Below are 11,786 nucleotides of genomic sequence, written 5' to 3' on the forward strand. Positions count from 1 at the left end.
TTTACTTAATATTGATATTTGATTAATATAATCTATTTCTTTATTCCAAAAACTTAGTAAATAACATTTCGGAGCCAAAATTTCCGCTGTAATGTTATTTATATATCTTTCATTTTTGGTTATATTATCTTCTTCTGTAATTATATCATCTTCTCCGAGCAGTATATGCACAAACTCATGAACAATAGAAAAAACCTTACCGGATTGACTATCACAACTATTTATAAAAATAATAGGTGCTATTTTATCAATTAGGACAAAAGCTCTAAATTCTTCTAAGTCTAATTTTCTATGAGTATTATTACCAACTACTCCATTTTGGAAAACACTGATTCCTAATTGTTCCAGCATATTCCTAAAATAATTATAGTACTCATTAATAGTCTTAAAGCTTTCTACTTTAGCGTAATCTAAGTCAATTAAATCTACAATTATTTTTGCTACTTCCATATAATTCATATGTTGTTGATATAGCTCATTAAACTTCCTATTTATTTCTAAATCCTCATAACCTAATTTTTCTCTATATTCAATTAACCAATTTTGTCTTTGAGACATATCTATAATTGTTTCTTTTAGATTTTTGGAAGCTTTAGGAAAAACATTATTTATTGATCTGAAATCAGCTTTAAATTTAAAACTTTTTGGAGGTTCACTCAAAAAAAAGTAACCTAACGGAATTTTAAAAAAGTTAGAGAGGTCTTCAATTTTTTTAAATGTTGGTAAATCTTCTTCTATAATCCAATTGTCAATTTTTGGGAATTTATTTATTATTTCAAACTCTGATTTTCCACTTTCCTTTATTGCCCATTTTAAAACATCAGGATTTATTTTGACTCCTTTTTCTTGTGTCATCGATTTACCTCCTTCTCTAATTTAAATAATAAACTAAATAATCTACTTAAAATTCAGTTTATTTTTTCTAAATTATACCATATTTTTCCCAACAATTCCTTTTGTTTTATTATTTGTTTAAATATCTATCATGAACCATTCTAGAGTAGCTCTCAGATGTACTACCTAAATAGCTGCTTATCCTTAACCAACTCCAACCCTCAATATATCTTAACCTAAACACCACTCTTATTCTACTATCCTCAATACTATTTATAAAATCCTCTATCTCAAGCCTTAAATCAAAAGCTCTCTGCCACTGTGCATTTAAACACTCTCTAATTAACTTTTCTCTTTCAGTAAGCTCTCTCATGCCAACTATAGGTAAGCTAATTTCTTGATAAGGGAATTCTGTGTTAGATGCTTTAACCTTGTCTACTACAATCTCTGTCTTATTTAGCTTTTTATTTTCTAACTCTAAAATTCTAAGTTCTCTTTTCAAATCTCTATAACGTGAAAGCATATCCTTATCCATCAATTCCCTCCCAATATGTATTTGCAGCTTGAAACCCCTTTGATATACAAAGAGGCAAATTTTAATATTCTATTGTTAAAAACTTGTAATGTTTTTCTGCATAAATAAAATTCTCATCATATTCAACCTTGAACCCTGCTTTCTCAAGTTGTCTTATCAATCTTACTCGTTCTTTAAAATCTTTATATGGTAGTGCTAACACTTTAATCATTTTCCCATTCTTCTATCTCCATTCCATTTATCTCTCACTTTTTCAAATATAAATCGATTTTTATACAATTATTCAATTTATATCGCCATTTCTTCTTACATAAATTCATTTTTGCCATTTATTTAATTTATATGCGTAAAATAGTTAGCATTAGTTAGCATTTTCTATTTTTGCTAAATATCTTATCTTATTTCTATCTCTTCTGAAATATTCTGTTCTAACCATTCATCTATTTTTGCTCGTATCTCACTTATTAAATATTCTTGTCTGTGATAAGCTGCGTCTTCTAACTCATCTAATAAATCTTGAATATCCATCATTAGTCCCCTTGGCCATCGACATCATAAAAATAACCGCTATCCAAACTCTCTATCCAACCCCATTTAAACAATTTATTTTTACTCCTCTGAATTGCAATTGCTCTTTCTGCTTCAAATTCAGAATTATAAATTCCAACAGAAACTTTACTTTCAATCCCTTCAAGCTTTACAAATGCTTCATACTCTCTCATTACTCGCTCCACATATTTAATATCGCCGCTTTTAACTTTGGACCAACACCTTTAGTCTTATTCAATACCTTCTCCAGCTTTTCCCTTGGGCTCTCTCCAATGTGTTCAACCTCTTTAAGTGCATTGTTCCAACCTTCCATGTACACTTTAGTTAAAAATTCGTCCATCTCTTTATGGTCAAACTTTTTAATTTTTTTATATAAATTCCTGTTGCATACGTATTCTTTTACCATTTTTTTGTCCTCTTAAAATCACTTATGCACTGTTTGTCTAGCATATAAGCAGCATCACTATATGCCCTCTTTCGTCTTTTAATTTCTTCGTTCTCTCTGTAAAAATCCTGATACTTACTGCAACCGCTATGGCAGTTAAGATGCCTTATCTTGCAGTCTAAACAACATTTATTCATGGCTATACCTCTTGCATGTATATCTCTACCATTTCCGTTCCACTCATTAAAAACTCATGAGATATATTTCTTACTTCATTCCACCCATCATTTTTTATAATTCCTGCCATCTGTAAACCGTCAAAAATGAATTTTTGTGCTGACATTATATTGTCTTTATCTCTTCTTTTGTCTTTACAATGCCATTTAAAAGTTATATCTATTTGGTTTTTAATTTTTCCATTCATCTGAGCTTTGATATTCCATGCTATCATCTCTGTTGTTTCTTTTTTTAGCCTTGCTCCAGCAAATTTATTCACTCTATTTTTGTTTATTACTTCATTCATTCCCGGCAGTCTATTCTTGATTACTATTTTGTGTATCATAAAAGCTCAACATCCTCCAACCCACAAGACAACACCGAATTAGCATTTAAATCCTTTAGCACTACAGACGGCACTATCTTGCCCTTTATATTTTTAAAAACAAGAGCCTCAATACACTCATACTCTGTGTTTTTAGCTTGTAAATTACTTAGAGTTCTGCCCTTAAAAATAACTCTGTCTTTGCTTATAAGTGCAGCCTTTGCCTGCTCCAAATTCATAGTCCCAACTCCTTTAAAGCCTGCTCCCTCTTACGCTTTGCAATATCTTCAAGATCCTGTTCACTCATAGAGTCAGCTGCTTGAGTGAAGTTGTGGAATTTAGTACGCTTAGCTTTTGCTTTTGGGCTGTCCTTTCCGTTACGTCTCCAATTCTCCAAAACGCTATTAACGTACTTCAAACTATGGGCATTATACTCAGCTGCAACCTTGAATGCATCACGAATCCAATTAATTTCAAAGTCCTCCAGCATAGCTATTATGCTATCTCTCACCGTGTTATTTATCGCACCAAAACCACTGTCCTGATATAACTTTATTATTTCAGACAGTTCAGGAGAGATATTATTATTTACTTTACTTTCCTTTACTTTACTTTGTGCATTAATGTCTACATTAACTCCCTCAGTTTGTGCATTAATGTCTACATTAACTCCCTCAGTTTGTGCATTAATGTCTACATTATGCTCACATTTATTACTTTCTATAATGTATAAAGTTGGTTTATTTGATTTTCTTCTTTTTGTAGCTTCAAGATAGTTTTGTTGAATTTTTTTGCTAGTTAGAACCTCAGCCGAATGAAACAGGGCTTTATCAAAAAACTCCCATAACACCAAGCGGTCTACAATTAGCTCCATTAATTCTTTACTTACTCCAGGTAGTCTTTTTAGGAGTTGGGCTTTCACAAGTTCATTCCATACAATGAAATATCCATTCTTGTATATCGCACATAACAGTTTTACTACTGTGATTTCACCCTTAATTCCAAACTCACCTGAAATAGCTTCTATCTTTTCATCTTCAAAAATATCTACATATAAAGGAAAATAATCCAAACCATCTTTAGGAGGTCTTGCCAAATTATCACATCCTTTATCTCTATTAGGGAGCCTAAGCCCCCTTAATTAAAATGGAATATCTGCGTTATTTATTTGATAAAATCCTTCTGCATCTTCTAATTTTTCACTTTTAGGTAGTTCAATTTCAACTACATTTTCATATCTCTGTACACAAGAGTTATAAATTTCTGCCGGTCTATTTTCTAGTTTTTCCTTAGATGTTTGTTTTGTTTGTGGGTCATAGAAACTTTTTAATATATAATCGTAAGCATATCTTCTCTCTTTAGTTCCGTTATTATCCACTTGGTAATCTCTAACATCAACTTCTATAACCACTCCTATTATTTTGCCTATAAGAGAAGCTATTTGTTTATCTTGTCCTGGTAGTAGTGCATTTTGATTTAGTAAATAGCATAAATGCGATAAATGCCTTTGGTTAAATTCAACCGGTAGTCCATCTCTATTTGTGTAGTACATTCTTAAATTTCCTCGTCTGCTTTCTGAGTCAGAAAAATTAAGAGCTATTCCTTCTGATTTTGAATTATATCCATTTAGTTGCTCAGCTTTTTCAATTACAACTTCATAACATCCACTCTTTTTTATATATTCGATACTTTCAACATCTTCGCGAATATAATCTTTATTCATTTGAAACATAATTAACCTCCGTAATATTCATTTATCTTTTCAACAACATAACCTAAATCATTAGGTATCTTTACACTTTCAAACATTCCTTTTGGGCTTTTAGTAGTATTAAATCCATTGTTTTGAGTTTCAAAGTAGTAATTACCATCTTCGATTTTTGTATTTAAAACTACAGTAAATAAACCTTCAATAGTTATTTTTTCATCAAGTAATTTTCCAATTGTCTTAACTTTTATTCTTCCATCATCTTTGACTTCTGAATGGCTAAGAAAGACAATCGTTAAATCTTCTCTTAACCCTGCAGCAAATTTAATAACGTCATAGTAGTGCTGCCCTATCTCTGTAAACTTATCAAATCCTCTTTCTGTGGCTCTTGTCATATATTCATCACTCATTAGATACTGTGAATCATCAATGACTACAACTTTTATTCCTGGATTATTATTTAAATACTCTAAAACACTTATTATTTGATTCCATTTACCTGAAACAACTCTATTTCCGTTTTTCTCTTTAGTTTTTAATGGATACTTAGCTTTAAATCCCTTAAATGGAAGAGGTTTATTAACCACTTGGATAATAAAAGTCTCGTTAGGATCTAAACTCTCTATAGCTGTACTTTTACCTGTTCCACTTTCTCCAATGATTAAAACCATATTGCTCATAATTCACATCCCTCATCTAATCCTTAAACTTTCGCTACTCTCTAAAGTAGCAGCATCAGCATAAAGACCATCCTTAACCGCATTTTTAAAATCTGTTTTATTTAATTTCCTTTCGATTACAAAAAATTCTTCAGGGACTTTACTTTCATCAATAATCTTTAATGACGGTGCATTTTTTTGAATATTAAAACTAAATAAAGTAGTTTTGAATTTCTTTTTATCTACTAAAATCATTTGGTCTTGTAAATACATTTTTAAACCTTTACTTCTGTTCTCAATCGCTTTTCTTTTCTCAGCAAGCCTTGTTTCTTCATCCTTTAAAGCCACCGCTTCAGCATCCATACTCTTTAATACTTTTGCTATGTTGTCTGCCTTCTCTTCAATTTCATCTTCAATGTTTGTAAGATGTACTTTTAATTCATCTTCAGATAAATCTAAATCCATTAGATTGTTGTAAATTTGCGTTAATTCATATAACTTCATTTATATTTCCCTCTCAATCAATTCCTTACTAAGCTCTGCGTACTCTCTCTTATATTCTTTCAATTTCGCTTCAAGTTCTTCTCTGCTGTATAGAAGCCTTTCTATTTCTTGAATGTTTTTTAACAATATTCCTAATCTTTCAAATATTTCTTCGTTCATTTTTTCTCCTTACTATGCTATAATTAGCATAGATATATTTACTAAGTCCTTTAAATGCTTGCCGGCTTTATTAGGACTTTTTTTAGTTATAACTTCCATTTATAAACTCTCCATTACTCCGCACAGATAGATAAACATTAAAAATCCAACTATCACTTTTAGATTTTGCCAAAACGGCGCCCTAAAATTTATAATGTTTCTGCCATTTCTATCAACTAATTGCATTTTCTATCTCCCCCAAATACTCCTTTACCTTCTCCGGATAAATAATATAGCTGTACTTCTTATTAGCTTCATTTGTTTTAAATGCACTACCAAAAGGTAATATCCCTCTCTGTAACCCCACTCTAATAGTCTGTGGAGTTTTATTTAACATTCTTGCTACATCTGTTACAGTCATCTTCTACCTCCTACCTCTATTCTTTTTAAACCATAATCTCAATTCCCCAGCAGCAACAACTATCTGCTCCAAAGTATCCATCACATCAATAAATCTTTCATGCTCCGAATCATCAACATCACCATCAGATGTAATATCTAAAAGCTCGTTTTTCACTTCATCTAAACTCTTAATTGCTGATAAAGTCTTTATAGTAACCCTATCAAGAGTTTCCACTTTCATAGGCGCCACACAACTACATCCAATAGGACACTCATCAGTGCAATACCTATTAAGCAGCTCCGGAGCATTGTAAAGGTCCGCCATTAAAACTACCTTGTCCGGCTGAGGACACTTCACAATCCCAAGCTCATAATCAGCCAAAGTCGAAGCATGAACACCTAACATTTCAGCAGCACTCTCTCTACTCTTGAGCTTTTCATTATATCCACTAGCCTCAATACGAGCCTTGTAGTAAATATTATTCTTTGCAGACCTTGCGTCTCTTCCCATTCATTTACCCCTTATTTCTACTATATATTGTATGCTTTTTATTTTTAATCGATTCTGTATACTATATATTGTTTTGTATTTAGAATAATGATACTAATTGTATTAGTGTAGACCTTCTAAATAACAGTCCAAATAACAATTTAGGTTAATCTTAGTAAGGTCTACACTCTACTTTTATATCATCTCTAAGGATGATGTCCTTTGATGTTATAGAACAAAGTAAATTATCTTCCTTAAAAACATCAATCTGCTTTATTTCCAATCCATTCATTATCAAAGGTTCAGGATACATAAATGAATTTATATTCTCCCCACACTCACTAAAAATCTTTTCGAACTTTTCCATAGTTTTATAACTAATTTCAACCCATTCTTTGAGAATATAGTATAAATGTGAGTACGATATCCCTACACTCTCAGAAAAATCTAAATTACTTTTGAAGTGGTTATTTATAAACTCTTGCAACATTTCTCCATCAATTTTTCTACCTTTCAAACCCTCACCCCCTACATTAAAACTATCTTTATAGTCTTTAATCCTATTTTTTCTAACTACCACAACCTATATACTTTAGATATAATCATCTCAAAAGGAGGTGATTATATGCTTAGATATGACTATCCATACAACGGTAAAAGGTACCTTGCCAACTTAAACACAGGTGAAATACATGATTTATTAAACGAGAAGCCACAATGTCAAATAAACGAAATCATAAATTTCAAAATGGCAGATACTTATACAGAAGCATTAGTTACTTTAGGATTTCACACATCTTATTTGAAACCTAACGGTTGTCATTATTGCTTACCATCCGAAGACAAAGGTTGATTAAAGGTTTTTTTAACAGCCTCTTCTAGCCAATCAGGAAGAGGACTGTTTAAATCTTTTAAAGCCTTTTCCTCATTTCTACTATTAAAAAATCCTCTACCATACCTTTCAAACTGTTCAGCATTCATTAACCTAAATGCTTCAAGAAATGTCATACCATCGCCCCCTAACTTAGATTTAACAATTTGATATAATCACCTAAAGGAGGTGATTATATTGAACGCACACATCAAACTACTAAATGACAACTCTGTTTACATCAATGACTTAGAAAAAATAATTCATAAAAAAGATGGAAAAGTACTTGAAGATAGCTTTCCTGAATTTGTTTTTTATGCAAATTATTTTTATAACTTCATTGGTGTTGATAATTCATTAAGTGTATGGGGTAAAGACATACACCACGTAGAATTCTCAAAAACTAAATATTAATATTTAGTTCAATAAGAGCATTCCCCAAAGAGTGCTCTTGTTGAATATTAGTAAAAAACTCAATCCATTCTTTAATAGTTTCTTGCTTATCAAGTTTGTTTTGACTTTCACTAACATTTAAATGAATTTCTATTTTATCCATAAGCTCCCCCTTACTACAATTTCACAATTTGATATAATCATCTCGAGAGGAGGTGATTATATGAGTAAAAATTTTCTACTAAACATAAACACAGGTGAAATTCATAACCTTTCAAAACAGACACCCCAATGTCAAATAAATGAAATTAAAAATTATGAACTCTTTGACACCTACGAAGAATGTATGATAGAAGCAATTTTTAAATATGAAATTAGTAAACCTAATGGTTGCCACTATTGCTTACCTGCACTAGATGTCGAGTAAAGCCCTAGAACTTTTAAGAGTGGCTTTTCTGCATCTTTAGGAAAGTCGCTCTGTAAATCTCTTAAAGCTTTCTCCTTGTCTCTAGCATTAAAGAAATCTCTACCATACCTTTCAAACTGTTCAGCATTCATTAACCTAAATGCTTCAAGAAATGTCATACCATCGCCCCCTTACTTTGATTTAACCTTATCTCTCAACTTTTCTAAAATTAAAGCATTTTTACTAATAGCTTTATATTTACTCTCTTCCTTTAACTTTTCATCTAACCATTTAGGCAGTCTTAAAGTTGTAGTCACCACTTCTTTTGACTTCATTTTGAATTCACCTCAAATAAGTTATATCACGAATTCATTTTGAAGTCAATATATTTCCCGAATTATTTTTGATAGTATAATGACATCATAAGGAGTTGATAAAATGGACGAAAATATTACATTCACTTTTAGAACAACAAGAGAAGTCATAAATAAAATCAAATACATTGCAGAAAGTAATGGGCGTTCTGCTAACAAAGAAATTGAGCAACTAGTTATTCAAGCCATTAAAACTTATGAAAAAGAAAATGGAGAAATTTCAGAATAATCTTTAATCAATTCAGAAATTATAAATTGATTCACTGTCTTATTTTCTTTCTTTGCTTTGATTTTTAAATCTTCTTTAAAGTCTTTATCACATCTAAGGGTAAAGACTTTTCTTTTTTCTTTCTTTTTCACACCCTCACCCCCTACATTAAATAGCTATTTGTTTATCCAGTTCCTATTTTCTTCAACATTTAAAGAGACTATACTAAATACAAGCTCCTCCTTACTTCGATTTAACATAATGTACATCTTCCCATTTTTTTAACTGTTCAGTGCAAGCCCTAACAATTAAAGCATTCTTGCTTATCATTTCTTCATTCGCCTTTTCAGATATCTTTTCATCTATCCACGTTGGCAGTCTTAAAGTAAACTTAACAATTTTATCAGCCACCTTATTGCCACCTCCTTTTATTCAATTATATGCTGCCACCTTTTGAATGGCAATAGTTTTTTATTTATTTGCCACTTTTTTAGTGGTAAAATGATATTTAGGAGGTATCACAATGAATGAAACTAAGAAATTTACAGTTAGAATGCCACAAGAACTATACGACAGATTAAAAGAATATTCAGAAAACAGCTATATTCCTATGTCTCGTTTAATTCTGATAGCTGTTGATGAATACTTGGCATCAAATCAAGATAATCAAGAATCGAAAGAACAACAAAATTAGAATTATTTATTCCATATTCATCACTAACCTTACTCAACGCTTCGTATAAGTCTTTAGGCAATCGAAGCGTTACTTGCTTTTTCACACCCTCACCCCCTATATTTAATAGCTATTTGTTTATTCAGTTCCTATTTTCTTCAATATTTAAAGAGGCTATACTAAAACTAAGCTCCTCCTTACTTCGATTTAACTAAATGTACAATATGTACATTTTTAGAGTAAAAAAATATCATCTATCTTTTCATTAAATACTTCTGCTATTTTTTTAGCTACATTTAAGGATGGATTTCTTTCGTTGTTTTCTATAAACCCTATATATTTTGGCGTAACTCCAACCTTTATCGCTAAATTATTTTGAGAGATATTGTTTTTTTCTCTTAATTCTTTAACGCGGTTCACAAAATCACCTCATTTCTCTTTATGTACAAATTGTACTGTACATTTTGTAGATTGTCAATAGCTTTTTTTAAAATTTTTTATATAATGTACTTATAGTACAGAAAGTAGGTTTCTTATGGATGGTAAACTTTTAAAAAAATTAAGAGAAGAATTGAATATGACACAAAAAGAATTAGCGGATAGAGTTCAAGTTACACCTAAAGCTATCTCTTTTTATGAATTAAATCAACGAGAACCATCTAATGAATTACTTGTTGAATTTTCTAAAATTTTTAATGTTTCTACTGATTACTTATTAGGAAACCAAAATATAAATAATTTAAATATTCTATCTAAAAGAATTAAATATTTGAGAGAAGAAAAAGGATTATCTCAAAAAGAATTAGCTAATTATCTTAATATTAGCAATTCCACTCTATCTCAATATGAAAGTGGTGTTAGAGTTCCTAGTGATGAAATTAAAATAAAGCTAGCCAAATACTTCAACGTCACAACAGATTACCTGCTCGGAAATTCAAACGTCAAACAACTAAGCAGAAAAGATGAAATAGACATACAAAAAGACCTAGAAGAAATGAAAAAAGACATGACCAAAGGAACCCTAAGGCTATCCCTAGACGGAGAAATAGTTGATGACGAAATCAAACAATTTATCCTAGATAATATGGAAAATACACTAATCCTAGCCAAGATAAAAGCCAAAGAAAAATTCAATCCAAACAAAAACAAAAAGTAAACTTATCTCGTCTTAAACGAGATTAAACGAGATTTAAACGAGAATAGAAAAGGAAATTTATGGAATATAATAAGTTAAATGAAGAATTGTTTTCTTATATACTCATGCTTAATAAATACTTTCAAGAAAACCACATTTCTTTACATGATAGTAAAAGTCAACATGCTATAGAATCTACTGATAATAAATGCTCTTTTATCTTAGATATACATAAGGGAGGCGCTTATAGTAGACGTATAGTCTTTAATCTAAGACTCAAAAGGTCTGATGAAACAATTTTTAGATTAGAAATTGATGGCAAACCTCATGTAAACCATGACGGTACGTGCACTGACAGAAACCATGTGCACATAATTAAATTTGATGAAGGTAAAATTTTTGAATATGGTATAAGTCTAAATGACTTTCATGATATAATAATCAAAAATACAGATGATATTTGTGAAATTTTTGAAAACTTTTGCACATATAATAAGATTAAGATTCCACAATATCAAAAAATTATGTAGGTGATTTTATGACAAAGCTATCTTTAAAAACTGAATATTCGAATTTTTTGAGTAGCTTTGTATCCGAGCTTAAAATTAATGAAAAAGTTACTCGTATAACTACCCCATTCTTAGACTCTGGCAATGATTTAATTGAAATATATATTGAGTTTAAAGATACGGATTCCTTTTATCTTACTGATGATGGAATTACATTGGCTGATTTAGCTATGAAAGGTGTTAAGTTTGAAAAGGGCTCTAAGCGCACTGAAAAACTAAATAAAATATTATTAGACCATGGTGTATCTTCTGATATGCGTTCTATTTACACATTGTCATCAAAGAAAGATTTGCCTTTGAAATTATATTTTTAGCTCAAGCTATGCAAAAAGTTTCTGATTTATATGTTTTAAATAAACCTTCTATTATTAATATCTTTAATGAAGATGTTAAACTTTTGATAAGAATAATA

Annotated in this window: 32 protein-coding genes; 8 read left to right on the forward strand and 24 right to left on the reverse strand. The window is 30.5% G+C overall.

Annotation, left to right across the window (positions count from 1 at the left end; all coding sequences use genetic code 11):
- From HMPREF9129_RS08430 to HMPREF9129_RS08495, 17 genes are all read right to left on the reverse strand, one after another.
- Window positions 1-855: ImmA/IrrE family metallo-endopeptidase (locus tag HMPREF9129_RS08430; protein WP_004822513.1), on the reverse strand; the 855-nt coding region annotated here is incomplete at its 3' end.
- A gap of 109 nt (window positions 856-964) precedes the next feature.
- Complete coding sequence (locus HMPREF9129_RS08435; RefSeq protein WP_004822514.1) at window positions 965-1,369, reverse strand: hypothetical protein; 405 nt, start codon at window positions 1,367-1,369, stop codon at window positions 965-967.
- A gap of 61 nt (window positions 1,370-1,430) precedes the next feature.
- Window positions 1,431-1,580: a hypothetical protein gene (locus HMPREF9129_RS11485; protein ID WP_004822516.1), complete on the reverse strand. Its 150-nt coding sequence runs from the start codon at window positions 1,578-1,580 to the stop codon at window positions 1,431-1,433.
- A gap of 182 nt (window positions 1,581-1,762) precedes the next feature.
- Window positions 1,763-1,897, reverse strand: coding sequence for a hypothetical protein (locus HMPREF9129_RS12480; RefSeq protein WP_257009239.1), 135 nt, complete (start codon window positions 1,895-1,897; stop codon window positions 1,763-1,765).
- 2 nt (window positions 1,898-1,899) lie between these two features.
- The gene (locus tag HMPREF9129_RS08440) at window positions 1,900-2,091 is read right to left on the reverse strand and encodes a hypothetical protein (RefSeq protein WP_004822520.1); all 192 of its coding nucleotides are present in this window, start codon (window positions 2,089-2,091) and stop codon (window positions 1,900-1,902) included.
- The gene (locus HMPREF9129_RS08445) at window positions 2,091-2,324 is read right to left on the reverse strand and encodes a hypothetical protein (protein WP_004822521.1); all 234 of its coding nucleotides are present in this window, start codon (window positions 2,322-2,324) and stop codon (window positions 2,091-2,093) included. Before HMPREF9129_RS08445 ends, HMPREF9129_RS08440 begins: the two co-directional genes overlap by 1 nt.
- 178 nt (window positions 2,325-2,502) lie before the next feature.
- A complete protein-coding gene (locus HMPREF9129_RS08455; RefSeq protein WP_004822523.1) occupies window positions 2,503-2,865 on the reverse strand; it encodes a RusA family crossover junction endodeoxyribonuclease in 363 nt (120 codons plus the stop codon).
- Window positions 2,862-3,083 carry a hypothetical protein gene (locus HMPREF9129_RS08460; RefSeq protein ID WP_004822524.1) on the reverse strand — a complete coding sequence of 74 codons (222 nt, stop codon included), beginning with the start codon at window positions 3,081-3,083 and terminating at the stop codon, window positions 2,862-2,864. The genes HMPREF9129_RS08455 and HMPREF9129_RS08460 overlap by 4 nt, the downstream gene beginning before the upstream one ends.
- Window positions 3,080-3,940 carry a Lin1244/Lin1753 domain-containing protein gene (locus HMPREF9129_RS08465; RefSeq protein ID WP_004822526.1) on the reverse strand — a complete coding sequence of 287 codons (861 nt, stop codon included), beginning with the start codon at window positions 3,938-3,940 and terminating at the stop codon, window positions 3,080-3,082. The genes HMPREF9129_RS08460 and HMPREF9129_RS08465 overlap by 4 nt, the downstream gene beginning before the upstream one ends.
- A gap of 45 nt (window positions 3,941-3,985) precedes the next feature.
- Complete coding sequence (locus HMPREF9129_RS08470; protein ID WP_004822527.1) at window positions 3,986-4,576, reverse strand: hypothetical protein; 591 nt, start codon at window positions 4,574-4,576, stop codon at window positions 3,986-3,988.
- Between the two features lie 2 nt (window positions 4,577-4,578).
- On the reverse strand, window positions 4,579-5,232 hold the full coding sequence (locus HMPREF9129_RS08475) for an AAA family ATPase (protein ID WP_004822530.1): 654 nt from the start codon (window positions 5,230-5,232) through the stop codon (window positions 4,579-4,581).
- A gap of 12 nt (window positions 5,233-5,244) precedes the next feature.
- Entirely contained in the window at window positions 5,245-5,715 is a 471-nt protein-coding gene (locus HMPREF9129_RS08480) for a siphovirus Gp157 family protein (RefSeq protein WP_004822531.1), read from the reverse strand.
- Window positions 5,716-5,874 (reverse strand): hypothetical protein, encoded by a 159-nt coding sequence (locus HMPREF9129_RS11490; RefSeq protein ID WP_004822534.1) that lies wholly within the window; start codon window positions 5,872-5,874, stop codon window positions 5,716-5,718.
- 99 nt (window positions 5,875-5,973) lie between these two features.
- Window positions 5,974-6,099, reverse strand: coding sequence for a hypothetical protein (locus HMPREF9129_RS12485; protein WP_004822535.1), 126 nt, complete (start codon window positions 6,097-6,099; stop codon window positions 5,974-5,976).
- Window positions 6,086-6,274, reverse strand: coding sequence for a hypothetical protein (locus HMPREF9129_RS08485; RefSeq protein WP_004822537.1), 189 nt, complete (start codon window positions 6,272-6,274; stop codon window positions 6,086-6,088). Before HMPREF9129_RS08485 ends, HMPREF9129_RS12485 begins: the two co-directional genes overlap by 14 nt.
- Window positions 6,275-6,277: 3 nt before the next feature.
- Window positions 6,278-6,766 (reverse strand): helix-turn-helix domain-containing protein, encoded by a 489-nt coding sequence (locus HMPREF9129_RS08490; protein WP_004822539.1) that lies wholly within the window; start codon window positions 6,764-6,766, stop codon window positions 6,278-6,280.
- A gap of 151 nt (window positions 6,767-6,917) precedes the next feature.
- On the reverse strand, window positions 6,918-7,262 hold the full coding sequence (locus HMPREF9129_RS08495) for a hypothetical protein (RefSeq protein WP_040552898.1): 345 nt from the start codon (window positions 7,260-7,262) through the stop codon (window positions 6,918-6,920).
- A 108-nt stretch (window positions 7,263-7,370) separates the two neighbouring features.
- Between HMPREF9129_RS08495 and HMPREF9129_RS08500 the strand changes: the two genes are divergently transcribed.
- Window positions 7,371-7,598 (forward strand): hypothetical protein, encoded by a 228-nt coding sequence (locus HMPREF9129_RS08500; protein ID WP_004822543.1) that lies wholly within the window; start codon window positions 7,371-7,373, stop codon window positions 7,596-7,598.
- Here HMPREF9129_RS08500 and HMPREF9129_RS08505 read toward each other — a convergent pair.
- Window positions 7,568-7,753, reverse strand: coding sequence for a hypothetical protein (locus tag HMPREF9129_RS08505; RefSeq protein ID WP_004822545.1), 186 nt, complete (start codon window positions 7,751-7,753; stop codon window positions 7,568-7,570). The two genes, HMPREF9129_RS08500 and HMPREF9129_RS08505, sit on opposite strands and share 31 nt — an antisense overlap.
- Before the next feature lie 61 nt (window positions 7,754-7,814).
- Here HMPREF9129_RS08505 and HMPREF9129_RS08510 point away from each other — a divergent pair, with 61 nt between their 5' ends.
- Window positions 7,815-8,030 carry a hypothetical protein gene (locus tag HMPREF9129_RS08510; protein WP_040552900.1) on the forward strand — a complete coding sequence of 72 codons (216 nt, stop codon included), beginning with the start codon at window positions 7,815-7,817 and terminating at the stop codon, window positions 8,028-8,030.
- Here HMPREF9129_RS08510 and HMPREF9129_RS11495 read toward each other — a convergent pair.
- On the reverse strand, window positions 8,020-8,172 hold the full coding sequence (locus HMPREF9129_RS11495) for a hypothetical protein (RefSeq protein ID WP_004822549.1): 153 nt from the start codon (window positions 8,170-8,172) through the stop codon (window positions 8,020-8,022). The two genes, HMPREF9129_RS08510 and HMPREF9129_RS11495, sit on opposite strands and share 11 nt — an antisense overlap.
- Before the next feature lie 60 nt (window positions 8,173-8,232).
- On the opposite strand from HMPREF9129_RS11495, the gene HMPREF9129_RS08515 reads away from it, so the two are divergent.
- Window positions 8,233-8,436, forward strand: coding sequence for a hypothetical protein (locus HMPREF9129_RS08515; RefSeq protein ID WP_040552902.1), 204 nt, complete (start codon window positions 8,233-8,235; stop codon window positions 8,434-8,436).
- Here HMPREF9129_RS08515 and HMPREF9129_RS08520 read toward each other — a convergent pair.
- Both HMPREF9129_RS08520 and HMPREF9129_RS11500 read right to left on the reverse strand, forming a co-directional pair.
- Window positions 8,406-8,594, reverse strand: a complete 189-nt coding sequence (locus HMPREF9129_RS08520; RefSeq protein ID WP_004822552.1) for a hypothetical protein — start codon at window positions 8,592-8,594, stop codon at window positions 8,406-8,408. The genes HMPREF9129_RS08515 and HMPREF9129_RS08520 overlap by 31 nt on opposite strands.
- Window positions 8,595-8,606: 12 nt before the next feature.
- Entirely contained in the window at window positions 8,607-8,750 is a 144-nt protein-coding gene (locus HMPREF9129_RS11500) for a toxin-antitoxin system HicB family antitoxin (protein ID WP_004822553.1), read from the reverse strand.
- Window positions 8,751-8,853: 103 nt separating this feature from the next.
- Here HMPREF9129_RS11500 and HMPREF9129_RS08525 point away from each other — a divergent pair, with 103 nt between their 5' ends.
- The gene (locus tag HMPREF9129_RS08525) at window positions 8,854-9,018 is read left to right on the forward strand and encodes an Arc family DNA-binding protein (protein ID WP_004822555.1); all 165 of its coding nucleotides are present in this window, start codon (window positions 8,854-8,856) and stop codon (window positions 9,016-9,018) included.
- Here HMPREF9129_RS08525 and HMPREF9129_RS11110 read toward each other — a convergent pair.
- Together HMPREF9129_RS11110 and HMPREF9129_RS11115 are read right to left on the reverse strand one after the other, a co-directional pair.
- Window positions 8,985-9,149 (reverse strand): toxin-antitoxin system HicB family antitoxin, encoded by a 165-nt coding sequence (locus HMPREF9129_RS11110; RefSeq protein ID WP_004822557.1) that lies wholly within the window; start codon window positions 9,147-9,149, stop codon window positions 8,985-8,987. The two genes, HMPREF9129_RS08525 and HMPREF9129_RS11110, sit on opposite strands and share 34 nt — an antisense overlap.
- Before the next feature lie 91 nt (window positions 9,150-9,240).
- Window positions 9,241-9,408, reverse strand: a complete 168-nt coding sequence (locus HMPREF9129_RS11115) for a toxin-antitoxin system HicB family antitoxin (protein WP_004822564.1) — start codon at window positions 9,406-9,408, stop codon at window positions 9,241-9,243.
- Between the two features lie 112 nt (window positions 9,409-9,520).
- On the opposite strand from HMPREF9129_RS11115, the gene HMPREF9129_RS11120 reads away from it, so the two are divergent.
- Window positions 9,521-9,691 carry a ribbon-helix-helix domain-containing protein gene (locus tag HMPREF9129_RS11120; protein WP_004822566.1) on the forward strand — a complete coding sequence of 57 codons (171 nt, stop codon included), beginning with the start codon at window positions 9,521-9,523 and terminating at the stop codon, window positions 9,689-9,691.
- A 213-nt stretch (window positions 9,692-9,904) separates the two neighbouring features.
- On the opposite strand, the gene HMPREF9129_RS08530 is transcribed toward HMPREF9129_RS11120, so the two are convergent.
- A complete protein-coding gene (locus tag HMPREF9129_RS08530; RefSeq protein WP_004822567.1) occupies window positions 9,905-10,090 on the reverse strand; it encodes a helix-turn-helix transcriptional regulator in 186 nt (61 codons plus the stop codon).
- Between the two features lie 115 nt (window positions 10,091-10,205).
- On the opposite strand from HMPREF9129_RS08530, the gene HMPREF9129_RS11765 reads away from it, so the two are divergent.
- The 3 genes from HMPREF9129_RS11765 to HMPREF9129_RS08550 are packed head-to-tail and all read left to right on the forward strand — an operon-like array spanning window position 10,206 to window position 11,688.
- Complete coding sequence (locus HMPREF9129_RS11765; protein WP_004822569.1) at window positions 10,206-10,826, forward strand: helix-turn-helix domain-containing protein; 621 nt, start codon at window positions 10,206-10,208, stop codon at window positions 10,824-10,826.
- A 59-nt stretch (window positions 10,827-10,885) separates the two neighbouring features.
- A complete protein-coding gene (locus tag HMPREF9129_RS08545; protein ID WP_004822571.1) occupies window positions 10,886-11,335 on the forward strand; it encodes a DUF6978 family protein in 450 nt (149 codons plus the stop codon).
- A gap of 8 nt (window positions 11,336-11,343) precedes the next feature.
- Window positions 11,344-11,688 carry a DUF1828 domain-containing protein gene (locus tag HMPREF9129_RS08550; protein ID WP_004822572.1) on the forward strand — a complete coding sequence of 115 codons (345 nt, stop codon included), beginning with the start codon at window positions 11,344-11,346 and terminating at the stop codon, window positions 11,686-11,688.
- Window positions 11,689-11,786: the final 98 nt, after the last annotated feature.

This window comes from Peptoniphilus indolicus ATCC 29427 (genome assembly GCF_000227315.1).
GTDB classification, from domain to species: domain Bacteria; phylum Bacillota; class Clostridia; order Tissierellales; family Peptoniphilaceae; genus Peptoniphilus; species Peptoniphilus indolicus.